The sequence below is a fragment of the Micromonospora sp. NPDC049523 genome, from assembly GCF_040676775.1.
Taxonomy (GTDB): Bacteria; Actinomycetota; Actinomycetes; order Mycobacteriales; family Micromonosporaceae; genus Micromonospora_G.
In genome coordinates this window covers 1-25123 of sequence record NZ_JBFAPP010000027.1, presented here as the reverse complement: position 1 = coordinate 25123, position 25123 = coordinate 1, and the positions used below count along the sequence as shown (strand labels likewise).

At 71.3% G+C, this 25123-nt stretch carries 12 protein-coding genes; 10 read left to right on the top strand and 2 right to left on the bottom strand.

What is annotated here, in order from left to right; all coding sequences use genetic code 11:
* Positions 1 to 79: 79 nt before the first annotated feature.
* The 9 genes from AB0J90_RS30590 (at position 80) to AB0J90_RS30550 (ending at position 14190) form a co-directional block, all read left to right on the top strand.
* Entirely contained in the window at positions 80 to 3331 is a 3252-nt protein-coding gene (locus AB0J90_RS30590; RefSeq protein WP_363601780.1) for a BTAD domain-containing putative transcriptional regulator, read from the top strand.
* Positions 3332 to 3560: 229 nt separating this feature from the next.
* Positions 3561 to 5144, top strand: coding sequence for an aminotransferase class III-fold pyridoxal phosphate-dependent enzyme (locus AB0J90_RS30585; protein WP_363601779.1), 1584 nt, complete (start codon positions 3561 to 3563; stop codon positions 5142 to 5144).
* Positions 5145 to 5195: 51 nt separating this feature from the next.
* Positions 5196 to 6431: a cytochrome P450 gene (locus AB0J90_RS30580; RefSeq protein ID WP_363601777.1), complete on the top strand. Its 1236-nt coding sequence runs from the start codon at positions 5196 to 5198 to the stop codon at positions 6429 to 6431.
* Between the two features lie 74 nt (positions 6432 to 6505).
* A complete protein-coding gene (locus AB0J90_RS30575; protein WP_363601775.1) occupies positions 6506 to 7681 on the top strand; it encodes an acyl-CoA dehydrogenase family protein in 1176 nt (391 codons plus the stop codon).
* A 137-nt stretch (positions 7682 to 7818) separates the two neighbouring features.
* Complete coding sequence (locus tag AB0J90_RS30570; protein WP_363601773.1) at positions 7819 to 9216, top strand: FAD-dependent oxidoreductase; 1398 nt, start codon at positions 7819 to 7821, stop codon at positions 9214 to 9216.
* Positions 9217 to 9401: 185 nt separating this feature from the next.
* On the top strand, positions 9402 to 11009 hold the full coding sequence (locus AB0J90_RS30565) for a GMC family oxidoreductase N-terminal domain-containing protein (protein WP_363601771.1): 1608 nt from the start codon (positions 9402 to 9404) through the stop codon (positions 11007 to 11009).
* A 182-nt stretch (positions 11010 to 11191) separates the two neighbouring features.
* Positions 11192 to 11614 carry a nuclear transport factor 2 family protein gene (locus tag AB0J90_RS30560; RefSeq protein ID WP_363601769.1) on the top strand — a complete coding sequence of 141 codons (423 nt, stop codon included), beginning with the start codon at positions 11192 to 11194 and terminating at the stop codon, positions 11612 to 11614.
* Between the two features lie 237 nt (positions 11615 to 11851).
* A complete protein-coding gene (locus AB0J90_RS30555; RefSeq protein WP_363601767.1) occupies positions 11852 to 12439 on the top strand; it encodes a flavin reductase family protein in 588 nt (195 codons plus the stop codon).
* 86 nt (positions 12440 to 12525) lie between these two features.
* Complete coding sequence (locus AB0J90_RS30550; protein WP_363601765.1) at positions 12526 to 14190, top strand: acyl-CoA carboxylase subunit beta; 1665 nt, start codon at positions 12526 to 12528, stop codon at positions 14188 to 14190.
* 132 nt (positions 14191 to 14322) lie between these two features.
* Here the strand turns inward: AB0J90_RS30550 and AB0J90_RS30545 are convergent, their stop codons facing one another.
* Positions 14323 to 15918 (bottom strand): aminotransferase class III-fold pyridoxal phosphate-dependent enzyme, encoded by a 1596-nt coding sequence (locus AB0J90_RS30545; RefSeq protein WP_363601763.1) that lies wholly within the window; start codon positions 15916 to 15918, stop codon positions 14323 to 14325.
* Between the two features lie 108 nt (positions 15919 to 16026).
* Positions 16027 to 16425, bottom strand: a complete 399-nt coding sequence (locus AB0J90_RS30540) for a DUF4440 domain-containing protein (RefSeq protein WP_363601761.1) — start codon at positions 16423 to 16425, stop codon at positions 16027 to 16029.
* A 269-nt stretch (positions 16426 to 16694) separates the two neighbouring features.
* Between AB0J90_RS30540 and AB0J90_RS30535 the strand changes: the two genes are divergently transcribed.
* On the top strand, positions 16695 to 25123 hold an 8429-nt coding region (locus tag AB0J90_RS30535; protein WP_363601759.1), incomplete at its 3' end, for a type I polyketide synthase.

Here is a 25123-nt window from a genome sequence, read left to right as displayed (position 1 = left end):
CGGCGATATGGTTGGGTCCATGCGCTTCGGGATTCTCGGACCTTTGGCAGTCTGGACCGCGCAGGGCCAGAGGATAACGGTGCCCGAGTTCAAGGTCCGTGCGCTGCTCGCCAATTTGTTGGTGCATGAGTCGCGCCCGGTATCGACGGACCGACTCACGGAGGACCTGTGGGGCGACACCCCGCCGACCAACCGGACCGGCGCGCTCCACACCAAGGTCTGGCAGCTTCGCCGGACGCTGGAGGACGCCGAGCCCGGCGCGAGCGAACTGGTCGTCTCCCGGCCGCCGGGATACCTGCTGCGACCGGACCCCGGCTCGGTCGACGCCTACCGCTTCCAGAAGCTCGTCGCCGAGGCACGCAAGACCGGCAGCCCCCGGGCGAGGGCGGCGATACTCGCCGACGCGCTGGCACTCTGGCGCGGGTCCGTGCTGGCCGACTTCCCCGACGAGGACTTCGCCCGCCCGACGATCACCCGGCTCGAGGAGCAGCGCCTGGTCGCGCTGGAGGAACGTGCCGAGGTGATGCTCGAACTCGGCGAGCACAGCCTGCTCGTGGGCGAACTCAGCGACCTGGTCGCCGAGCATCCGCTGCGGGAGCGGCTGCGGGCGGCACAGATGCGGGCGCTCTACCGCGCCGGCCGACAGACCGAGGCGCTCAACAGCTTCGACGAGCTGCACAAGCTTCTCGCCGACCGACTCGGGCTGGAGCCGGGTATCGGGCTGATCGCACTGCGTCAGGCCGTGCTGGAACAGGATCCGGCGCTGACCGCGATTCCCGACCCGATCACCATCGGAAGCCGACCACTGTCCAACCTGCCCGCCCCGCTGGACGAGCTGATCGGGCGGCGTGAGGCGATCGCCGAGGTCGGCGCGATGCTGGACGCGGGACGGTTGGTCACCCTCAACGGGATAGGTGGTGTCGGCAAGACCCGCCTGGCCCTCGCGGTTGCCGGTCACGCGGCAAACGCCTACCCGGACGGGGTCTGGTTGGCCGAGTTGGCCGCGCTGGACCGGAACGTCGACCAGCATTCCGGGTCCCTCTTCGGCGAGGTCGCCGATCTGGTGGCCACCGTGCTCGGCGTACGCGACGAGGTCGCCGCGGGCGGCCATCTCGTCGGCCGACCGGTGCCCCTGACCGGACGGCTCGCCGACGCCCTGCGGACCAAGCGGCTGCTGTTGGTGCTCGACAACTGCGAGCACCTGATAGAGCCGGTGGCGAAGTTGAGCGAACTGCTACTCAAGGCGGTCCCGGGTCTGCGCATCCTGGCCACGAGCCAGGAACCCCTGGGCATCACCGGCGAGCGGCTCTGGACGGTGCCACCACTCGCGTTTCCCGACGACCGGGTGCGGCTCGACCCCGCCTCGGGGGAGCAGCCCAGCGCCGTACGGCTCTTCGCCGCCCGGGCCACCGCGGCCACCCCCGGGTTCACGCTCGACGAGAGCAACGTCGACGCGGTCCACGCGATCTGCCGGCGACTCGACGGTATCCCGCTCGCCCTCGAACTCGCCGCTACCCGGGTGCGCGCACTGGGGGTGCACGAGGTGGCCGCCCGACTCGCCGACCGGTTCAACCTGCTCACGATGGGCGAGCGGGGTGCGCCTGCCCGGCAGCAGACACTGCGGGCCGCGATCGACTGGAGCTGGGGCCTGCTCAACGAGTCCGAGTGGACCGTACTGCGGCGGCTGGCCGTACACACCGGTGGCTGCACGTTGCGCTCCGCCGAAGAGGTCTGCGCGGGCGAGGGCGTGGCCGCCGGTCAGGTGATGGATCTGGTGGCCAGGCTGGTGGACCGGTCCCTGGTCGCGGCCACCGACGGCGCCGGGGATCGGCGTTACCGGCTGCTGGAATCGGTGGCGGCGTACTGCACCGAACGGCTCTACGAGGCGGGTGAGTCGGAGCTGTTGCGGCGACGGCACCTGCGCCACTACACCGAGTTCGCCGAGCGGGCCAGGGTACGGCTATGTGGCCCGGACCAGTTGCGCTGGTTGGAGCGGCTCGACGACGAGTCGGCGAACCTCCGGGGAGCACTGGACTTCGCCATCCAGCAGGGTGCCGCCGATCTCGCGCTGCGCCTGGTGAACGCCTCGGCCTGGTACTGGTTCCTGCGCGGCCGACTCGGCGAGGGTAGTCGCTCGTTGAGCGCCGCACTGGCCATCGAGGGGGAGTCCACCCCGGCGAACCGGGCCAAGGCGCTCGCCTGGCAGGCGGGGTTCGCGCTGCGGGCCGGCGACCACAGTCTTCCCCCACCGGAGTCGGACGAGGTGCTCGGGCCGACGGACGGGGCGGACGACGCGCTGGGCCGGGCGACCGCGCTGTGGTTCCTGGGCTTCACCCAGATCGGGTACGGCGAGATGGGCGGCAACGAGGAACGGATCGGCCGGGCGCTCGCCGCATTCCGGGAACTCGGCGACCGGTGGGGGACCGCGGCCGCGTTGAGCGCCCGGGCGACCCAGGCGGTACTGCACGGGGACCTGGCCACCACCCAGCGCTGTGGCGAGATGAGTGCGGCGCTGTTCGAGGAACTCGGCGACGGCTGGGGTCAGCTTCAGGCGATGGACGCGCTTGCCCAACTGGCGGAGGTCAAGGGGGACTACGACCAGGCGGTACGCATGCATCGCGACGGGCTGCGGATCGCGGAGAAGCTCGGCCTGTGGGGCGAGGTCTCCACGAAGCTGTCCGGACTGGGACGGATCGCGCTGCTCGGGGGCGACTACGCGCAGGCACGGGAGCTGCACGAGCGGGCCATGCGGTCGGCTGCGGAACAGAGCTTCACCTTCGGGGAGCAGTTCGCCGAGGTCGGGCTCGGCATGGGGGCCAGGCGGCAGGGGGACCTGGATCGTGCCGAGTCGCACCTGCGCAGGTGGCTCGACTGGTGTCGACAGTCCGAGGGTGACAACGGCGTGGCGTTGATCCTGGCCGAGCTGGGGTTCATCGCCGAACAGCGGGGGGACGCCGCGACCGCGCGCCGGCTGCACCTGGAGGGCTACGCGGCCGCCCGGTTGACCCGTGATCCGCGTACGATCGCGCTTTCCCTGGAAGGGCTGGCCGGTGCCGAGGCGGTCGCGGGGCACCACGATCGGGCCGCGCTGCTGCTCGGTGCCGGGGCTGGGGCGCGGGACACGGCCGGAGCGCCGCTGCCGATCGCCGAGTGTGGCGACGTCGACCGCATCACCACCATGGCCCGGGGCGCGCTCGGCGCACGGGTGTTCAACCGACACTTCGACCGCGGCCGCCGGATGTCACCGGACGAGGCCACCCGACCGCTTCTCGACGCGTTGTCGTCCGCTGCTTCGCAGTCCATCGTGGAGGGTGCGGCGGGGCCCAGGTAGCAGTGGTGCCGCCCCGCCCGTACGGGCGGCACCTCGGGTAAGAGCCTCGTGAGCGGCGACGAATCACTGTGCGGTAATCGGGCGTCCATCTGTCCGCGCAGGCGACCGGGTGAACCCGCAGTGACCGTACTTGCCCGAGGGCTCCGATATATCTCTGTGTCAGCGGGTCGAAGTCGTGGTCGCCGATCCACGACACCCGCCTCCGTCGCCGTACAGAGATGAGGGACAGATGAGTTCGTTGTCTGGTCCGCCCAAGTTCGCGGACTCTTATCTGATCGAGGTTCTGGACGAGTTCGGCCTGGCCATCAAGTACGTCCGGGCAGCGGGCAATCAGCTCTACTACCTGGACAAGACAGGTGCCGAGGTGGGCGTGTTGGACTGCGCCAGCGGCTTCGGGTCACTCATGTTCGGGCACAACAACCCTGAACTCGTCGCGCACGCCAAGTCGGTGTTGGACGCCCAGACGCCGGTGCACGCCCAGTTCGCCGGGTATTCCTACGGCATCGACGTGGCAGCCGCCCTAAACAAGATCATCCGGCGTGAGCTGAACACCGAGGACAAGTACTTCGCCCTCTACGCCAACACCGGGGCGGAGGCGGTCGAGGTCTCCATCAAGCACGCCGAACTCGACCGGGGAATCCGGATCGCCGAACTCACCGCCGAGGTCGGTCTCCACGTCGACCAGGGGCGATCGGCGGTCGCCACCGGCGCCACCGTGTCGGCCGACGCCTATGCGCTGCTGGGGCTCGCCGCCTCGGCCGACCCGGCGGAGGGCTTCGAGCGGATCGCCGCCGAGATCGGGCGGCGCAACGCCGAGACGTCCGCCCGGCAGCCGTTGTTCCTCGCGCTCGAGGGCGGCTTCCACGGCAAATTGGCGAGCAGTGTCCAGCTCACCTACAACGAGGAATTCCGGCTTCCGTTCCGGGCGCTGGCCGCGCAGGCCCGGTTCGTACCGCTGGACCGTCCCGACCTGATCGGGAAGATCGTCGACGACGAGCGGGCCGTGCTCTTCGACGTGGCGGTCGAGGACGGCGTGGTCGACCTGATCGAACGCGATTTCCCGGTGTTCACCGCGTTCTACGTCGAGCCGATCCTCGGCGAGGCCGGCATCCGGCCGATCTCCACCGAACTCGCCCAGGCCATCCGCGAGGCGTGCGACACGGCCGGCTGCCCGCTCGTGGCGGACGAGATCCAATGCGGCATGGGCCGTTCCGGCACCTTCCTCGCCTCCACCCAGATCGGGCTCCGGGCCGACTACATCGTGTTGGCCAAGAGCCTCGGGGGCGGTATCGCCAAGACCGGCACCGTGCTGGTGCACGAGTCGCGGTACCGCAAGGACTTCGAACTCATCCACACCTCCACCTTCGGCAAGGACGGGTTCTCCACCCTGGTCGCGCTGAAGGTGCTGGAGATGCTGGAGGCGGAGGACGGGCTGGCGTACCGACTGGCCAGGGAGCGGGGCGCCAAGGCCGAGGCGATGCTCAACGCCGTACGGGCCGACTTCCCCGACGTGGTCAAGGAGGTACGCGGCCTGGGGCTGATGCTCGGCATCGAGTTCCACGACCAGGGATCCTCGTCGTCAGCGGAGATCCGGGACTGGGTCGAGCACGAGGCGCTCGCCTACGTCATCGGTGGCCACCTGCTGCACCGGCACCGGATCCGCATCTTCTCCACCGCCAGCTCGCTGAACACGATGCGCTTCGAGCCGTCGATCTACCTGACCGACGAGGAGATCGCCCAGTTCGACGCCGCACTGCGTGACGTGTGCGGCATCCTGCGCGACCAGGACGCGAGCCGGTTCGTCACCGCCTGAGCGGCCGGCAACCGGCGAACCCACTCGTGTCGAATCCAGGGGAGACCGCGGATGACCAGTCACAGCAGCGTACCTGTCATCGACATCACCGGCCGTGACATCCACGGCGAGAACGAGCGGCTCCGGGCCCGGGGGCCGGTGACCCAGGTCGAGCTGCCGGGCAGCGTCCTTGCCTGGTGGGTCACCGACCATGCCCTGATCAAGCGGTTGCTGACCGACCCGAGGGTGTCCCGGGACACCTACCAGCACTGGCCCGCGTGGGGCAACGGGGAGAGCGAACTTGCCCGGACCTGGTCGCTCGCGATGTGGGTGGCCGACCGAAACATGATCACCGCGTACGGCACCGACCACACCCGACTGCGCAAGCTGGTCGCGAGGGCGTTCACCGCACGTCGTACCGCCGCCCTGCGACCCCGGATCGAGGCGATCGTGACCGGGATTCTGGACCGGATCACCGCGCTCCCACCGGGACAGCCGGTGGACCTGCGCGCCGAGTTCGCCTACCCGGTACCGGTACAGGTGATCTCGGAACTGCTCGGCATTCCCGACGAGGTCCGGGACGACCTGCTCGGCTCGGTGCACGCGATCATGCAGACCGCCAGCTCGGAGGAGGAGGCAAAGGCCAACGAGCACGAGCTGTACCGCCTGCTGCACGAGGTGGTGGCGATCAAACGCGAGCGGCCCGGCGACGACGTGACCACCGCGCTGCTGCAGGTGGTGGACGAGACCGACGGGGGCGGGCTGAGCGAGCGCGAGCTGGTGGACACCGTGATGCTCATGTTCACCGCCGGGCACGAGACCACGGTGAACCTCTTCGACCAGGCGATCTTCGCCATGCTGACCCACCCCGATCAGCTCGACCGCGTCCGTCGCGGTGAGCTGGGCTGGGACGACGTGATCGAGGAAACGCTGCGCTGGCAGGCGCCGTTCGTGAACCTGCCGCTGCGGTACGCGGTCGAGGAGATCGAACTGGGCGAGGTGACCATCGCCAGGGGCGACCCGATCGTCATCGCGTTCGGTGCCGCCGGGCGCGATCCGTTGGTCCACGGGATCTCGGCCGACCAGTTCGACGCGGCTCGGCCGGGCCGACGCGAGCACCTGGCCTTCGGGCACGGCGTACACCACTGCGTGGGCGCACCGCTGGCCAGGATGGAAGCCGCGATCGGCCTGCCGGCACTGTTCGACCGGTTTCCCGCAATGGTGCTGGCCGAGCCGGCGGACCAGCTACGCCCGCTGGAGTCGTTCATCTCCAACGGCCACCAGCGGTTGCCCGTCACGCTGCGCTGACGTCTCACCGGCGGCGGGCGTCCAGCCCGCCGCCGGCCCACCCGTGCACTACGACCACCGCTGAGGAGACCACATTGAGCACCCAAGATGCGACCACGACCGTCCTGGACACGGTACGGGACATCGTCCCGCGACTGCGCGAGAACGGTTTCGAGGCCGAGGAACGGCGCTGGATTCCCGAGGAGAACATCGACCTGCTGGAAAAGGCGGGCGTGTTCAGCATGGCCGTACCGGCCCGGTACGGCGGTCTCGACCTGCCGCTCGCCGACCAGGTCGAGGTGTTGACCGAAATCGCGCGCGGCTGCGGCTCGACCGGCTGGATCGCGGTCGCCTGGGTGTCCAGTGCCTGGATGGCGACGCTGTACCCGGACCGGGTCCAGGAGGAGATCTTCAAGGACGGATCGGTACGGATCTCCGGCGGGTTCACCCCCACCGCGACGCTGGAGCCGGTGGATGGCGGTTACCGGCTCAACGGCAGTTGGCGGTTCAACACCGGCTGCCGGGGCGCGCACTGGGACCTGCTCGCCGCCATCCTGCACCACCCGGACGGGCAGGAGGAGGAGGTCTTCGTCCTGGTCCCGATGGCGGAGCTGACGATCGCCGACGACTGGCACGTGGTCGCGGCGAGCGGCACCGGTAGCTCCACCACGACCGCCACCGATGTTTTCGTTCCCGCGGAGCGAATGGTCACCGCCGAGCAGGCGCTCACCGACGGTGCTCCGGACCGGTCGAACACCGGTGCCACCGGTCGCGAGTACAGCCTGATCACCTTCGTGGTGGCGGAGTCGGTGGCCACCTACATCGGGATGGCCAAGGCGGCGCTGGAACTGTTCCTCGAACGGCTGCCCGGCCGTGGCCTGGCCTACAGCTCCTACACCGACCAGCGCCAGCACGTGCTGACCCAACTGCGGGTCGCCACCGCGGCGAACCGGATCGCCGCCGCCGAGGCACTTTCCGCGAGCTACCTGCCGATCCTCCAGCGGCGGGCCGACGAGGGCCAACAGCCGACGATCGAGGAGAAGATCCGGGTACGGGGACAGGCCGGCTTCGCGATCGCGCTGGTCAAGGAGGCGGTCGAGGAACTGCATTCGGTGGCCGGGGCATCCGCGCTCAGCCGCAGATCGCCCTTCCAACGCTTCCACCGTGACCTGCTCGGGCTGTCGCTGCACGGGCTGATGTCACCCGACATGAGTCTCGAGGTGCACGGGCGGGCCCTGGTCGGACTCGAACCCGACACCCCGTTCCTGTGAATCCGCCCGGCCGCCGCCTCCGGACCAGGACCCGGCGGCCCGGGGAACCGGGCAACAGTGCGCTCGTGCCCGGCGGGCAAAACGATCCACGAGGATGAATGATGCTGTCAGCGGACAGGCTGTCAGACGGGACCGGCGTGCGCCGACCGTCCCGTCGAACCGTACTCAAGGCGATTGCGACCACCGGGCTGGCGGGCACGGCGGGTACCTTCGTCGCGCCACCCGCGGCGACCGCCGGTCGAAACCGCTCCGACTACGACGCGATCGTCGTCGGTGCCGGGTTCGCCGGGGTCACCGCCGCCCGGGAACTGCGCCGGGCGGGACTGCGTACCCTCGTACTCGAGGCGCGCAACCGGATCGGCGGTCGGACCTGGACCGACTCGTTCATGGGCGAGTCGATCGAACTGGGCGGATCGTGGGTGCACGAGACGCAGACCCACATCTGGCAGGAGATCTCCCGTCAGGAGGTGACCGTTCTCGCCGACAGCGGGCCGGACCGGACGATCTTCCCGGTGGGGGACGGCTTCCAGTTCTTCCCGCCGGAGGAGTCGTTCGGGCACCAGGGCGAGCTGGTGGCCCGGTTCTGCCAGGGGGCGGAGGAGTATTTTCCCCGCCCGCACGAACCGCTGTACCGGGCGGACCTGCTCCGGTCGCTTGACCGACTGACCCTGCGCGACCGACTGAACCAGATGGGACTGTCGGCGCAGGACGAGAGTTGGCTCACCGGGATCACCGGGGGCCTGGCCGGTACGTCGACCCGGGGCGCGCTCACCCAGCTCGGCCACTGGTGGGCGCTGTCCGGGTGGAACGCCGAACAGTACTACAGCTTGAACACCTTCCGGCCGCAACAGGGCATGGCCGGCATACTGCAGACGATGCTCGCGGACGCACCTCCCGAGCTGCGGTTGAACTCGCCCGTCCGGACCATCGCGGACGACGGGCGGCGGGTACGGGTGACCACCGTCGCGGGGCAGACGTTCGCCGCCTCGGCGGTGGTCGTGGCGGTGCCGGTGAACGTCTGGAAGAACATCCGGTTCGCTCCCGGTCTCTCCCCGGAGCGACTGCGGGCGACCCACCAGACCATCGGCGCACCGCACTCGAAGAAGTTCTGGATGCACATCCGCAGTGACATCGGCCGGTCGTACGCCTACGCCCCCGAGGGCTACCCGGTGGACACGTTGGTGCCGCACAGAGAGCTCGCCGACGGGCAGATCATGATCGGGTTCAGCGTGCATCCCACCCTGGACGTGTCCAACCTGGCGCAGCTCCAGGCGGCGGTGCGGTTGATCGTGCCGGACGCCGAGGTGGTCGCCGCCAGGGCACAGGACTGGGGCCGGGATCCGTACGCGCTCGGCGGGTGGTCGTTCCGTCGACCCGGGCAGCTGGTGGACCTGTTGGCACAGATCCAGCGGCCCCAGGGCCGGATCGCGTTCGCCACCGCGGACATCGCCAGCGGATGGAGCGGCTACGTCGACGGTGCCATCGAATCCGGCCTGCGGGCGGCCAGCCAGGTCGCCCCGCTGGTGCACGGGTGAGGCCACCGCCCGTGACCGCCTGATCCGGGCGAGCACGGGCGGCTGAACCGAGCAAGGCGTTCCCCCACCGCGTACCGGCGGTGGGGGACGTCGTTTCGACGCCGGTCACCGACGTCGGTGACCGAGCACAGTGACATCCGGGCGTGCGCCGAGGTGGCCCGGCATCCGACGGAGGAGCGTGGGTTATGACAGGGCAGACGTTCGACGCGGGCACCTTCGACTACATCGTGGTGGGCGCCGGGTCGGCCGGGTGTGTGGTCGCGTCCCGGTTGTCCGAGGATCCCGGGGTACGGGTGGCGCTGATCGAGGCGGGCGACCCCGACGACGACCCGGAGATCCGGGTGCCGTTCGCCTCGCCCGGATTCTTCGGCTCGGCGCTCGACTGGGCGTTCGACACGACCGCGCAGCCCGGTCTGGCCGGACGCGAGATCTACTGGCCCAGGGGACGGACCCTGGGCGGTAGTTCGTCGATCAATTTCCAGATGTGGGTGCCCGGTGGCGCGGTCGACTTCGAGGCGTGGGTGGCCGCGGCCGGCGGATTGTGGGCCTGGTCGGCGGTGGAGCCGTACTTCCGCAGGGCCGAGCGGTGGGCGGGGGCCAGGGAGGACGGGCACACCCACGGACAGCACGGGCCGCTGTGGATCTCGATGCCGCGCGACCCCGACCCGAGTACCGAGGTGTTCCTCGACGCCTGCGTGGAGACGGGGCTGAAACCGATCGCTGGTGGCCTGGGTGGACCGGACACCTCGGGTTGTGCGATCAGCCCGGTCAACCAGCTCGACGGTGCCAGGTGGAGCGCCGCCGACGGCTATCTGCGCCCCGCCCTGCGCCGGGAGAACCTCACCGTCGTGACCGGTCAGCTGGTTCGCCGGGTCGTGTTGGACGCCGACCGCCGGGCGGTCGGCGTCGAACTGGGGTACGGACTGCTGCGCGCGCTGCGCGAGGTGGTCCTCTGCGCGGGCACGGTCGGATCTCCCCAGGTGCTGATGCGTTCCGGTGTGGGTGAACCGGAGAGCCTGGGCCGGGCCGGGATCCGACCGCGGGTCGAACTTCCCGGGGTCGGCCGCAACCTGCGCGACCACCTCATCCTGGATCTGGCCGTACGGGCGAGGGGGCCGCTCCGGTTCACCGGGGTCAACGGCCGGGCGTCCCGACGGCGCTACGAACAGGAACGGCTCGGTCCGCTCACCTCGAACATCGGGGAGGCGGTCGCGTTCCTGCGAGCGGACGGGCAGGTGGGCGCGCCGGACCTGGAATTCATCTGGTCACCGGTGGCGTTCGGGGCGGACGGCGGTGTGCTGGACGGGTACACCCTCGGCGTCGTCCTGCTCCAGCCGGAGAGCCACGGTCGGATCGACCTGACCGGTGCCGACCCGGCGGCTGCGCCGGCCATCGATCCCGGGTACCTGACCGCCGAGGCGGATCTGCGTACGTACCTGACCGGGGTCCGGCTCGCCGAGCGGTTGTTGGCCACCGAGGCACTGCGCCCGTTGGTGGGTGACCCCCTCGGTCCGTGGGCGTTCGGTCTGTCCGACGAGGCGTGCGAGGCCCTCGTCCGGGAGAACGCGCAGACCGTCTTCCACCCGGTCGGCACCTGCCGGATGGGGCGTCCGGACGACCCGGACGCCGTGGTCGACCCCTGGCTGCGGGTACGCGGGGTGACCGGGTTGCGGGTGGTGGACGCCTCCGTCATCCCGCGACTGCCGCGCGGCCACACCCATGCGCACGCCGTGATGATCGGCGAACGAGGTGCCGATCTGATCCGGGAACGGACGTCCCCGGCCGGGCACTGATCTTCCACGGACCGGTCCGGGCGCGATGAGTGTGCGGTTATTCGACAGTGAGCGTCGATGGCACGGGCATCGATATTGTGGTCTGGTGACCCGGCGAATTCGTCGGATTGAATGCAGGCGACGTGCTGGTGATGGTGCTCGACGGCGCTGCCGGCAACGCGCGGAGAGTGAGGACAATCCCGATGGACACGCAACTCGACCTGGAGCACCTCGATCTCACCGACGATCCGGAAACGCAGAACGAGGTTTTCCTTGCCGCGTTCAATTCCGGGCGCGGCGCGATCTTCGACAGCCTGTACCGGGATGACGCGATCTCCAACCTGTCCGGGGCGCCGCTGACGGGTCCGGCCCGAACGGCGGCGATCACCGAACTGCTCGCCACCCGGCCGCAGTTGACCTCCACCGTCCGGTCCTCGTACACCGCCGGAGACACCTCGCTGATCATCGTGGACTTCGTCCTGAACCTCACCGGTCCGGACGGCGTGGCCCGACGGATCACCGGGATCTGCACCGATGTGCTCATCCGCGAGTCGAACGGCAAATGGATCATGGCGGTGGACCGTCCGGTCGCCGACACCGACGAGGAACTTCCCGCTGGAGCCTGAACACCCGACAACTCCTCCCGCCCACCCCGGGCGGGTCGAGTACGCAGGACGGTCAGCCGTGGGTCGGGCTTCCCCCGCCCGGCCCACGGCTGCTCGCGTGCCCTGGCGGCGTGCTGCGGTGAACGACGTACGCCCGCCCGGCCCGCCCGGTCCACACCACCGCGCCGACGGTGGGGACCGCGGTCCGGCGCACCCGGTGGTCCCCGTTGCCGTACGCCGTAGGAGGGACGATCTGAGATGGACCTGGATCTTGACGGGCCCGGTGCCGGTCGAGCGGTCGGGCGTGCCGGTTCAGGTGCCACCGCCGCGCAACCGCCGCCCGCCGCCGAACCGACCTCGCCCACGGCCATGCGGGCCACCGCCGCCAGGTTCGCCACCGGGGTGGTCGTCCTCACCGTCGGTGGGGAGCAGGTGCACGGCATGACGGCCAACGCGCTCAGTTCGGTGTCGCTCGAACCGCCACTCGTGCTCTGCTGCGTGGCCCGGACCGCGGTCATGCACCAGGCCATCACCGCCGCCGGGCATTTCGCCTTCTCCGTGTTGGCCGCCGATCAGGAGGACCGGGCCAGATACTTCGCCAACAAGGCACGCCCGCTCGGGCCGGCCCAGTTCGACACCGTGGACTGGCGGCCCGGTCCGCACACCGGCGCACCGCTGCTCGCAGGCTCGCTGGCCTGGATGGAGTGCGAACTCACCGACGCGCACCTGGCCGGCGACCACTCGGTGTTCATCGGTCGGGTGCTGGGCTGCGGCCGGGGCACCGGCCTGTCCGGGCTGCTGTTCTTCGAGGGGACGTACCGGGAGGTCGTACCGCTAGCAGGTTAGCGGTCGCCACCTGACCCGACCCCGCCCGGCGGCCCGTACCGGGCGCGGCCCGAGCACCGCCACGCAGGCACGAGCGAAGGGTGACGATGAGCATCTCGGAGACGGACACCCGCCCGGTGCCGTTCGGCGCCGCGCCGACGAACGGTAACGGCGGCCGGCCGGAACAGGCCGCACCGCGCGACCGCGAGGATCGGGCCGAGATACCGCCCCGGTCGATGCGTCTGCTGCGGGAGCGCCGCGACGAACTGCGGCGGGGCATCGTCGCAGGCCGTCGTGAGGCGGTCGACCGGCAGCACGCACTGGGCAAGAAAACCGCCCGTGAGCGGCTCGACCTGCTGCTGGACGAGGATTCCTTCACCGAGTTCGACATCTACCGACGCCAGCACGGCACCATGGCCGCGGGTGGCGCCAGCCCCCACACCGACGGCGTCGTGGCCGGCTCGGGCACCATCGACGGCCGCCGGGTGTTCGTCTACGCCCAGGACTTCACGATCGCCGGTGGATCGCTGGGCGCCGCCCACGCAGCGAAGATCCACAAGGTGATGGACCTCGCGCTGGCCACCGGAGCGCCGATCATCGGGCTCAACGACAGCGGAGGCGCCCGGATCCAGGAGGGCGTGATGGCCCTCGACGGGTACGGCGGCATCTTCCGCCGGCAGGTGCAGGCGTCCGGGGTCGTACCGCAGATCTCGGTCGTGCTCGGACCCTGCGCCGGCGGTGCCGCCTACTCCAACGCCCTGGCCGACTTCACGTTCATGGTCCGGGGACCGGCGCAGATGTACCTGACCGGACCGGACGTGGTTGCCGCGGTCAGTGGCGAACGGGTCAGCCACACCGAACTCGGTGGCGCGGACGTACACGGCGGGCGGTCCGGGGTGGCGTCGTTCGTCCACGACGACGAGGAAAGCTGCTTCGCGGACCTGCGCTACCTGATCTCCCTGCTCCCCGGCAACAACCTGGAACCGGCCCCGCCGGCCCACCCGCCAACCGACAGCGACGACCGCCCGGCGTTGGCGGACATCGTCCCGGTCGAGCCGAACCGCCCGTACGACATGCGTGCGGTCATCGGCGAGGTGGTGGACGAGGGCGACTTCATCGAGATCCACGAGGCCTGGGCGCCGAACGTCCTCTGCGCCCTGGGCCGGATCGGCGGCGAGGTGGTCGGACTGGTGGCGAATCAGCCGATGGTGCTCGCCGGGGTCCTGGACACCGTCGCATCCCAGAAGGCGGCGCGTTTCGTCCGCTTCTGCGACGCGTTCAGCATCCCGCTGGTGACCCTGGTCGACGTGCCGGGTTTCCTGCCCGGCACCAAACAGGAGTACGAGGGCGCGATCCGGCACGGCGCCAAACTGCTGTACGCCTACTGCGAGGCGTCCGTTCCCCGGATCCAGGTCATTCTCCGGAAGGCCTACGGCGGCGCGTACATCGTGATGGACTCGCGGTCGATCGGCTGCGACCTGTCGCTGGCCTGGCCGACCAACGAGATCGCGGTGATGGGTGCCGAGGGTGCCGTCAATATCGTCCACCGCCGTGAGCTGGCAGCCGCCGACGACCCGGGCGACCTGCGATCGAAGCTGATCGAGGCGTACTCCGAGGAGCTGATGCACCCGTACTTCGCCGCCGAACGGGGATTGGTCGACGACGTGATCGACCCGGCCCGTACCCGGGTGGCGTTGATCCGCGGACTGGGCGTGCTGCGCGACAAGCGCACCCCGGCGAGCAACCGCAAGCACGGCAACGTCCCGCTCTGAACGGGCCGACCCTTCGCACACCCGGCGCCCACCCCGGCCCGGCGAAGCACGTCGCCCCGCCGGGTCGCCGACGTCAGGCGGCACGACAACGGCCGCCGGACAAGAGGTCGGCGGCCGTTGGTCGTACCCGGGTCAGCTCGGCAGCAGGCGTGCCTCGTCCTGCTCGCGCAGGATCGCGCAGAGATCCCGAAGCCCGGCCTGAAGCTGCTCGATCTCCCCGTCGGTCAACTCGACCGACGGCTCCAGCCGCAGGGTGTGTGCGGCGCTGGCGGTCGGGAAGATCCGGATCCGGTGCTCGCGCAGCAGGTATCCCGCGAGCAGGTACCCGATCAGACCGTTGTTCGCGTTCTCCCGCAGGATCGGCCCGGTCGCCCCGGTCAGGTCGTGGAACTCCAGACCGAGCATCAGGCCCCGGCCGCGCGCTTCCTTGACCACGTCCGGAAAGTCGTCGCGGACCGCGACCAACGCCGCCAGCAGCGCCGCGCCCCGTTCCTGCGCGAGCCGGTACGCCCGACCCTGTTCCGCCTCCAGCATCCGCAGCACCCGCATGCCGAGGTGGCAGGAGTACGCGTCCTTGGCGAAGGTGGAACTGTGCAGCAGTTCGAAGTCCGTACGGTAGCGATCCGCGCGCACCAGCAGCACCGAGGATTTCGCCAGTCCACCGCCCAGGCTCTTGGCCAGCACGTAGTAGTCGCCGCGCAGACCGACCAGGGAACTGGCGAAGAACGCGCCGGACCGACCGACGCCACTCTGGATCTCGTCGACGATGACCGGGAACCCGGCCGCGTCGGCCGCCGCCCGCACCTCCTGCGCCATCTCCGGACCCAGGACGTGGATCCCGCCCTCACCCTGGATCGGCTCGACGAAGAAGCCCGCGATCCGGGGCACCTCCCGCTCGGCCAGCCGGACCACCCCGGAGTCGAGCACCGGTTCCAGGACCGTCAGCCGTTCGTCGTCGACGAGTTTGCCGACCGCGCCCGGCTGGTCGACCGGGACGAAGCGGGCCTGCGCAGCCAGCCGCTCGAACGGTGCTCGGTACCCCGGATTGTGGGTGAGCTGCACACTCCCGGCCAGCTTGCCGTGGAACGAGCCCTCCAGGGTGAAGAAGACCGGCGGTTGGTCGAGCCGTTCACGGTTGTACCGGGCCAGCGCTGCGACCAGGCCGTCGACATCCGAGCCGGTGGTGGCGGCGTACCCGTCGAGCCGGTCGGCCAGGTCGTCCGTGAGGACCGCCGAGCCTTCCCGTACCGCATCCACCACCGCGGCCACCCGCGCGTCGAGTTCGGCCTCGAGTTCGGCGAGCCGGATCCGGCGGTCCATCTCGGCGTGCTTCATCGCCGTCTCGACCGCCTCCGCGCCGGTGTTGGCGAAGATGGCCGAGTACCGGTCGTCGGTGCCGAACTCGCGCCAGATGATCCGGTTCAACGCACCGGCGAGCTGGTTGGCGTACGGGTGGTACGAGAACTGGGCGTGGATCGGGATCTGCTGGTCGAGCAGTTCCCGGGCGTACGACACGAGTTCGGGGTGGTTGTGGCCGAAGATGAGGGAGCCGTAGCCGCCGACGAAGTCGACGACCGGCACCTCCTGCCCGGCCCCGCCCCGGTAGTACAGGGTGTTTCCCTCGGCCCGGACGTACTCGACGTCGAGGCCGAGGGTGGACAGCAGCCCGCGCAGGTACGCCTCGGCCAGTTCGGGGTCGGGTTCCCGTTCGTCGGTGGTCGGTGCCATGTCGTCCCTTCCTCGGATGAGTTCGTCGGTTGGGGCGACCGTCCCGCGAGGTGACCGGCAGACCGGGTCGACGGGCGCGTGCCCCGCGTGCTGTCGGGGTCGACCCGGTCAGGAGTTCCCGCCGAAGGGGTTGTCGATGGCGTAGCGCCACCGACCGTCCGTGCCGCGGCGCAGCACGTCGAGGCCGACCCCGGTGAGGTGCTCGGGCGTTCCGTCGGCGCCGGTGATGTCGATGCTCCAGTCCACGACCAGCAACGCGGCGTCGTTGGTGACATAGGACTCCCGCACCTGCGCCCGCATGACCGGCTGCTGGGCCATGAACTCGACCACACTGTCCCGGTGTGCCTGGCCAGTGATTGGCTCGTCCGGGTTCCAGACCGAGACGGCCTCGTCGGTGTAGAGCCGCATCACCGCCTCGATGTCTCCGGAATTCATCGCGCGTACGTACAGCTCGGTCATCTTGGTGGCGTCGTCGGTGGGCGTGAGGTCCTGAACTTCTGTGGTCATGGCGAACCAATCCTGTTCCTGGTGCCGGGAAACGCGGGCCGAGACGGCAATGAGTACCGCGTTACGCGCGTTACGCGCCGTGACGTTTCGGAGGATATGCGGCCGCGGCCGGACACCCGGTCATGCGTTGGTAATTCCACTCCCTTTCCGCGACCGAGAGCGGATAACGACCGGCGCGTGACTACGTGGACAGAACATTCACTGTGATCACTGATAGGAATGAATCTCGATAACGCTCAGGTGCGCACCACGAAGGGCAGTCGAGTGCGATGACGAATAGGCAGGGTCAGCCGGTCGACGTCCTGGACGGGGCCGGCGAGGAACCGATCGCCGTGGTTGGCATCTCCTGCCGGCTACCCGGAGCGCCTGATCCGGCCGCGTACTGGCAACTGCTCCGCGCCGGTCGGGACACCATTGTCGAGGTGCCACCGGAGCGCTGGGAGTCGATCTCGGCGGACGTCCGCGCCGAAGACGGTGCGCGGTGGGGCGCCTTCCTGGACCGGGTCGGCGACTTCGACCCGGCGTTCTTCGGCATCTCACCACGGGCGGCGGTCAGCACCGACCCACAACAGCGGCTGCTGCTCGAACTCGCCTGGGAGGCACTGGAGGACGCCGCGATCATCCCGGCCGACCTCGCCGGCAGTCCGACCGCGGTGTTCGTCGGCGCCCTGCGCGACGACTACGCCAGCCTGCAGTTCGGTCGCGGTGCGGCGGCCGTCACCGAGCACACCAACACGGGGGTACACCGGGGCATCATCGCCAACCGGATCTCCTACACCCTCGGCCTCACGGGACCCAGTCTCACCGTCGACACCGCGCAGTCGTCCTCGCTGGTCGCGGTCAGCCTGGCCTGCGAAAGCCTGCACCGGGGGGAGGCGACGGCGGCGATCGCCGCCGGGGTCAACCTGAACATCCTCGCCGAGGGGGCGCTCGGGGCGCAGCGCTTCGGCGGGCTGTCGCCGGACGGTCGCTGCTACACCTTCGACGCCCGGGCCAACGGGTACGTGCGTGGCGAGGGCGCGGCGGTGGTCGTACTCAAGCGGCTGGGCCGGGCGCTTGCCGACGGCGACCGGGTGTACGCGCTGATCAGGGGCGGGGCGGTGAACAACGACGGTGCGACGAACGGGCTGACCGTGCCCAGCGCACAGGCGCAGGAGCAGGTGGTCCGTTCGGCGTACCAGCGTGCCGGCATCGACCCGTCCACGGTCCAGTACGTCGAGTTGCACGGCACCGGCACTCCGGTCGGCGACCCGATCGAGGCGACGGCGCTCGGCGCGGCGCTCGGTACGGTCCGCCCCACGGACCTCCCGCCGCTGCAGGTCGGTTCGACCAAGACGAACATCGGGCACCTGGAGGGGGCGGCCGGTCTGGTCGGCCTGGTCAAGGTGGTGCTGAGCATCTGGCACCGGGAACTGCCGCCCAGCCTCAACTTCGCCACCCCCAACCCGTCGATCCCGCTGGACAGGCTCAACCTGTCGGTGCGTACCGAGTTCGGGAGCTGGCCGTCACCGGACCGGCCACTGGTCGCCGGGGTCAGCTCCTTCGGCATGGGCGGGACCAACTGCCACGTCGTACTCTCCGAGGCGCCGGGGAAGCTGCTGCGGGCCGGACACGCACCGACCGGGCACGGTCCGGTCGCGGCAACGGACGAACTGCTCCCCGTACCCGTGTCCGGCCGCAACCGGCCCGCCCTGCGCGACCAGGCCGACCGGCTGCGTGACCTGGTCGTCGCCGACACCACCGCAGCGGTACGCGACATCGGCTGGTCCCAGGCGTCGAGCCGGTCCGCGTTCGAGTACCGGGCGGTGGTGCTCGCCGCCGACCGGGAAACCCTGGCCACCGGGCTGACCTCGGTGACGGCCGACCGTCCAGCCGCCACCGTGCTGTCCGGAGTCGCGCGGGCCGGCGGGCTCGGCATCCTGTTCACCGGCCAGGGGGCGCAGCGGACGGGCATGGGGGCACAGCTGCGGTCCCGGTTCCCGGTCTTCGCCGAGGCGTTCGACGAGGTGTGCGCACACCTCGACCCGCTGCTGCCCCGTCCACTGCGCGAGGTGATCGACACCGGCGAGCACCTCGACGAGACGCGGTACACCCAACCCGCCCTGTTCGCCGTCGAGGTGGCGATGTTCCGCCTCGCGTACGCCTGCGGGCTCCGCCCCGACCTGCTCGCCGGGCACTCGATCGGCGAGGTGACCGCGGCGCACGTGGCCGGCGTGCTGTCGCTGCCCGACGCGTGCGCGCTGGTGGCCGCCCGGGGCCGGCTGATGCAGGCACTACCTCCGGGCGGGGCGATGATCGCGGTCGGGGCGTCGGAGCACGAGGTGCTGCCGCTGCTCGACCGGGGGTCGGGCCGGGTGGACCTCGCCGCGGTGAACGGCCGGTCCTCGGTGGTCCTCTCCGGTGACCTGGACGAGGTGAGCGCCGTCGCCGACATCCTGCGCTCGCAGGGGCACCGGACCAGGCGGTTGACGGTCAGCCACGCCTTCCACTCGTACCAGATGGACGGCATGCTGGCCGAGTTCCGCGAGGTGCTCGGCCGGCTGACGTTGCGGGCACCGGAACTCGCCGTGGTGTCCACCGTGACCGGTACGGTCGCCACGGCCGACCAGCTCTGCTCGCCCGACTACTGGGTCGAGCAGGTACGCCGACCCGTGCGTTTCCTCGACGCGGTCCACACGATGGCCGGTGCCGGCGTCAGCAGCCTGCTGGAACTGGGACCGGACGCGATCTGCGCCGCCATGGTGGGGGACAGCGGCCTCGATCCGGACCTGCTGCAGGCCGTGGCGTTGCAACGGGCCGATCGGCCGGAGCCGGCGGGCGTGGTGGAGGCCCTGTCGCGGCTGTACGTACGCGGCGTCGGAGTGGACTGGACCACGGTCTACCAGGGCACCGGGGCCCACCGGGTCGACCTGCCCACGTACGCCTTCCAGCGGGAGCGGTACTGGGTGACCGGCCGGGCCGTCGCAGAGCCCGACGGTACCGGGCCAACGCGGCAGCCCGCTCCCGAGCAGCCCGCTCCCGTGGACCCCGTGGACCCCGTCGAACGGCCGGCCGTTTCCGTCGGCGGGATAGGCGTACTGGTCGCCGGGCACGTCGCCGCCGTACTCGGACTCACCGACGCCGGCCGGGTCGAACGCCACCTACCCTTCCGGGACCTGGGTTTCAGCTCGCTGATGTTGGTCGAACTGCGCGACAACCTGTCCCGTGCCACCGGGTTGAGCCTGCCCAGCGGTCTGCTGTTCGACCATCCCACCCCGAACGCGCTGATCCGGCACCTCGAAGCCGTCCTCACCGCCGGGCCCGGGTCCGCACCGGACCACGAGCCCGCAAGCGCGTCCGCTCCGGAGCAACCGGTCGGCGCCGGGAGCGGGACGGACGAGCCGATCGCGATCGTCGGGATGGCCTGCCGGTACCCGGGCGGGGTGGGTTCTCCGGAGGACCTGTGGCGGTTGGTCGCCGACGGTGGGGACGCCATCTCGGTGTTTCCGACCGACCGGGGCTGGCCGGACGACCTCTACGACCCGGACCCCGACCGATCCGGCCGCAGCTACGTCGACCAGGGCGGCTTCCTGACCGACGCGGGCGGCTTCGACGCCGGATTCTTCGGAATCTCGCCACGAGAGGCGCTCGCCATGGACCCGCAGCAGCGGGTACTGCTGGAGACCGCGTGGGAGGCGGTGGAGCGGGCCGGCATCGACCCCGCGACGCTGGCCGGTGGGCGTACCGGGGTGTTCGTCGGCGGCACCGCCGGGGACTACGGGCCCCGGATGGACCACGCGCCGGAGCAGTCCGAGGGGCACGTGCTCACCGGCGTCACCGCGAGCGTCATGTCCGGTCGGATCGCGTACCAGCTCGGGCTGGTCGGTCCCGCCGTGACCGTGGACACGGCCTGCTCGTCGTCGCTGGTGGCGCTGCATCTCGCCGTGCGGTCGCTGCGCGGCGGCGAGTGCACCGCCGCGATCGCCGGTGGGGTGACCGTCATGTCCACCCCCGGCATGTTCCTCGAATTCTCCCGGCAACGCGGGCTCTCCCCCGACGCCCGCTGCAAGTCGTTCGCCGCGGGCGCGGACGGCACGGCGTGGGCGGAGGGGGTCGGGCTGCTGATGCTCGAACGACTCTCCGACGCCCGACGCCACGGCCGGCGGGTGCTCGCCGTGATCCGTGGCTCCGCGATCAACTCCGACGGCGCCTCCAACGGGCTGACCGCACCGAACGGGTCCTCCCAGCAGCGGGTGATCGGTTCGGCGCTCGCCGACGCCCGGCTCCGCCCGGCCGAGATCGACGTGGTCGAGGCACACGGCACCGGCACCGCGCTGGGCGATCCGATCGAGGCCGAGGCCATCCTGGCCACCTACGGGCGGGACCGGGCCGACCGTGGGCCGGTCCTGCTCGGCTCGCTCAAGTCGAACATCGGCCACGCCCAGGCGGCGGCCGGCGTCGGTGGCGTGATCAAGATGGTGCTGGCCATGTCGCACGGCTGGGTGCCACAGACCCTGCACGTGGACGAGCCGACACCGCAGGTGGAATGGGCCGACGAGGCCGTGGCGCTGGTGACGCGGTCGCGCCCGTGGCCACGTACCGGCGCACCCCGCCGGGCCGCGGTCTCCTCCTTCGGGATCAGTGGCACCAACGCGCACCTGGTGCTCGAACAGGGCGAGCCGCCGGCCGCGCCACGGCCGGCCGGTCCGGAGCAACCCGGCATCGTGCCGTGGGTGCTCACCGCGCACAGCACGGCGGCGCTACGGGCCCGAGCCGGTCAACTGGTAGACCTCCTCACGGCCGACCCCGACCTCTCCCCGGCCGACCTCGGTCGCTCACTGGCCGCCCGGACGCCGTTGCCGTACCGCGCGGTGGTGGTCGGCACCTCCACCGTCGACCTGCGGACCGGGCTGGCCGCCGTGGCCGCCGGGGCCGACGAGCCGACGGTGACCACCGGGACGGCGACCCACGCCGGTGCGACGGCGTTCCTGTTCACCGGCCAGGGCGCGCAGCGGCCTCGGATGGGCGCGCAGCTGTACGAGACGTTCCCGGCCTACGTCGAGGCGTTCGACAGCGCCTGCGCGGAACTGGACCGACACCTGGACCGGCCACTGCGGGAGGTGCTGCTCGCGCAACCGGGCACCGCCGAAGCACGCCTGCTGGACCGGACCGAGTACACCCAGCCCGGGCTGTTCGCGTACGAGGTCGCGCTCTTCCGGCTGGTCGAGCGGTACGGCCTGGCGCCGGACCTGCTCGCCGGCCACTCGATCGGTGAGCTCGCCGCAGCACACGTCGCCGGGGTTTTCTCACTCGCCGACGCCGCCAAGCTGGTCGCCGCACGCGGTCGGCTGATGCAGGCCGCACCGGCACACGGCGCCATGATCGCCGTACAGGCGAGCGAGGCCGAGGTGTCGGAGGCGCTCGCCACGTACGGTGACGCGCTCGCCCTCGCGGCGGTCAACGGGCCCGAGTCGGTGGTCGTCGCCGGGGACGCGGAGGCCGCGGCCGAGTTCGTGGAGACCTGGCGGACCCGTGGGCGACGGACCCGCCAACTCGCGGTGAGCCACGCGTTCCACTCCCCGCACATGGACGGCATCCTGGACGAGTTCCGCGCCGTGGCCGTCACCATGACCTACCGCACGCCGACGATCCCGCTCGTCTCCACGGTCACCGGGGACCTGATACCGGTCGCGGACCTCTGCTCGCCCGACTACTGGACCCGCCAGATCCGCGCGACCGTGCGGTTCCACGACGCGTTGGGGGCCCTGCGACGGCAGGGTGCCACCGTCTTCGTCGAGGTGGGACCGGACGCGGTGCTCACCGCGCTGGCCCGGGAGGCGGTCGGCGCGGAAGCGGCCGTGGTCGCGTTGGGCCGGGCCGACCGAGCCGAGGACGTCGAGCTGGTCACCGGGATGGCCCGGGCCTACACGTACGGCGCGCGGTTGGACGCCGCCCGGTTCTTCCCCGGGGCGGGCCTCGTCGACCTGCCCACCTACCCGTTCCAGCACGAGCGCTTCTGGCTCCGGCCACAGTCGTCGCCGCCCGTCGGCACACCCCGGCCCGACTCGACCGGGCATCCCCTGCTCGCCAGCGCGGTCGAGTTGGCCGGGCGGGACGAGCTGATCCTCACCAGCGGCCTGTCGCTGGCGGCCCACCCCTGGCTGGCCGACCACGTGGTCAACGGCGCCGTCCTGGTACCCGCCACCGCCTTCCTCGAACTCGCCGTCGCGGCCGGCGACCGGGTCGACCTCGACCGGGTCGACGACCTGACCCTGGAGGCACCCCTGGTGGTGCCGCAGCGGCACGAGGCTCGGATACAGGTCACCGTCGGTCCGACCGATGCCACCGACCGGCGGCCGTTCGCCGTGTACGCCACCGTGGACGCACCGGGCCGGACCCCTACCTGGACCCGGCACGCGACCGGCGCGCTCACCGCCGCGCCGAGCGGGCGGCAGTCGCCGGACGCCGAGGTCGGCGCCGGGGCACCGGAGGATCCGGCGGTGGTCGAGCGGGTCGACGAGGTGTACCGCCGGCTCGCCGTCCTCGGTTACGAGTACGGGCCGGCGTTCCGTGGGCTGCGGGCGAGCTGGCGTGACGGCGACGACCTTTACGCGGAGGTCCGCCTGCCCGACGCGGAGCATGACCGGGCGGCGGGCTTCGGCCTGCACCCGGCGCTGCTCGACGCCGTACTGCACCCGTTGGTCCTGGACCGGGCCGACCCGGCGGCGCCGGAGCAGATCCGGTTGCCGTTCTCCGTCAACGGCCTGGTGCTGTACGCCACCGGCGCCACCGGTCTGCGCGCCCGACTCTCCCCGACCGGCCCGGACAGCGTCTCGGTGGTGCTGACCGACCTGGCGGGCGCACCGGTCGGCAGGATCGAGTCGCTGACCCTGCGCCCGGTGGCCCGGGACATCCTGACCGCCGGCACCGGCGAACCGCGCGGCGAACTCTTCGAGCTGGCCTGGCAACTCGTCGACGCGCCACCGGGCCGGGTACTCAGCCGGCTCGACGTACACGCGGAACTGCCGGACCCGACGGCCGCCGAACTTGTCGTGGTGGCCCCGGCCGAGACGACCGGGACGGATCCCGCGGCGGCGGCACGGGTGGCGACCGGGCGTGCGCTGCGGATCGTGCAGGAGTGGCTCGCCGACGAGCGGTTCGCGCAGTCGCGCCTGCTCTTCCGGACCACCGGGGCGCTGGCCGTGCTTCCCGGTGACCAGGTCGACGATCTGGTGAACGCCCCGGTCTGGGGGCTGCTGCGGGTGGTGCAGAGCGAGCATCCGGACCGGGTGGTGCTGGTCGACCTCGACCCGGCCGACGGCGATCTCGACCCGGACAGCGAGCAGGACCTGCTCTGCGCCGCCACCGCCAGCGGTGAACCGCAACTCGCCCGCCGCGGCGGACGCTGGTACGTGCCCCGGCTCGCCCCGGTCGGCGTCGGCAGCCCCGGCCCGGACGGCGACGGCGATCCGGGCCTCGTACTCGACCCCGAGGGCACCGTGCTGGTCACCGGAGGCACCGGTGGGCTGGGCGGGGTGGTCGCCCGTCACCTCGTCGCGCGGCACGGGGTCAGGCACCTCATGCTCGTGAGTCGGCAGGGTCCCCGAGCCGCGGGCGCCGCCGCGCTGACCGCCGAACTCGGCGCGGCCGGGGCACGGGTGACGGTGCTCAGCGGGGACGTGGGGCAGGCCGACACGGTGGCCGACCTGCTCGCCCAGGTGCCGGATCGGCATCCGTTGACGGCGGTCGTGCACACCGCGGGCGTACTCGACGACGCGACCGTGACCTCGCTGACCCCGGAGCGGCTGGACGGCGTACTGCGGCCCAAGGTGGACGGGGCATGGCACCTGCACCGGCTGACCGCCGACCAACCGCTGACGGCGTTCATCGTGTTCTCGTCGGTCTCGGGCATCGTCGGCACCGCCGGCCAGGCGAACTACGCCGCCGGCAACACCTTCCTGGATGCGCTCGCCGCGCACCGCCGGGCCCGGGGTCTGCCGGCCACCTCGATCGCCTGGGGTCTGTGGGGCGGTACGTCGGGCATGGGCAGCAACCTGGGCGAGGGCGAATTGGCCCGGTGGGGCCGGGCGGGCATCGTCGGACTGCCGCCGGAACGGGCGATCGCCCTGTTCGACGCGGCCGGTGGGCAGGATCGACCGCTCGTCGTCGCGGCGGCGTTGGACCTGTCCCGCCGTGATCCCGACCGCCTGCCGGCACCGCCGCTGCGCGGACTGGTCCGCACCCGGCCGCGCCGCCCGGCGGTCCCGGTCGCGACCGAGGTGTCGTGGGCCCGGTACGCGGCTTCGCTCACCGTCGACGAGCGGCGAACCCTGGTGTCGGACCTGGTGCGGACTCGCGCCGCCGCCGCGCTGGGACACACCGATCCAGCCGTGATCGACGCCGCCCGGGCCTTCCGCGAGCTGGGCTTCGACTCGCTGGCCGGAGTTGACCTGCGTAACCGCCTGATCGCGGACACCGGACTGCGGCTGCCGACCACGGTGGTGTTCGACTACCCGTCGCCCGGGGCGTTGGCCGAGTACCTGCTCACGCAGATTCCCGGCGTGCCGCAGACCAGCGCTGCGCGCGGTACGCGTACACCAGCCCCGGGTACGGCGCCCACGGCGGACGATCCGGTGGTGATCGTGGGTATGGCGTGTCGTTTTCCGGGTGGGGTGCGGTCGGCGGATGACTTGTGGCGGTTGGTGTCGGAGGGGGTGGA

Coding starts and splice junctions, on each gene's coding strand:
- AB0J90_RS30585 (WP_363601779.1), top strand. CDS start 3,561: ATGAGTTCGTTGTCTGGTCCGCCCAAGTTCGCGGACTCTTATCTGATC.
- AB0J90_RS30555 (WP_363601767.1), top strand. CDS start 11,852: ATGGACCTGGATCTTGACGGGCCCGGTGCCGGTCGAGCGGTCGGGCGT.
- AB0J90_RS30540 (WP_363601761.1), bottom strand. CDS start 16,425: ATGACCACAGAAGTTCAGGACCTCACGCCCACCGACGACGCCACCAAG.
- AB0J90_RS30565 (WP_363601771.1), top strand. CDS start 9,402: ATGACAGGGCAGACGTTCGACGCGGGCACCTTCGACTACATCGTGGTG.
- AB0J90_RS30550 (WP_363601765.1), top strand. CDS start 12,526: ATGAGCATCTCGGAGACGGACACCCGCCCGGTGCCGTTCGGCGCCGCG.
- AB0J90_RS30560 (WP_363601769.1), top strand. CDS start 11,192: ATGGACACGCAACTCGACCTGGAGCACCTCGATCTCACCGACGATCCG.
- AB0J90_RS30580 (WP_363601777.1), top strand. CDS start 5,196: ATGACCAGTCACAGCAGCGTACCTGTCATCGACATCACCGGCCGTGAC.
- AB0J90_RS30545 (WP_363601763.1), bottom strand. CDS start 15,918: ATGGCACCGACCACCGACGAACGGGAACCCGACCCCGAACTGGCCGAG.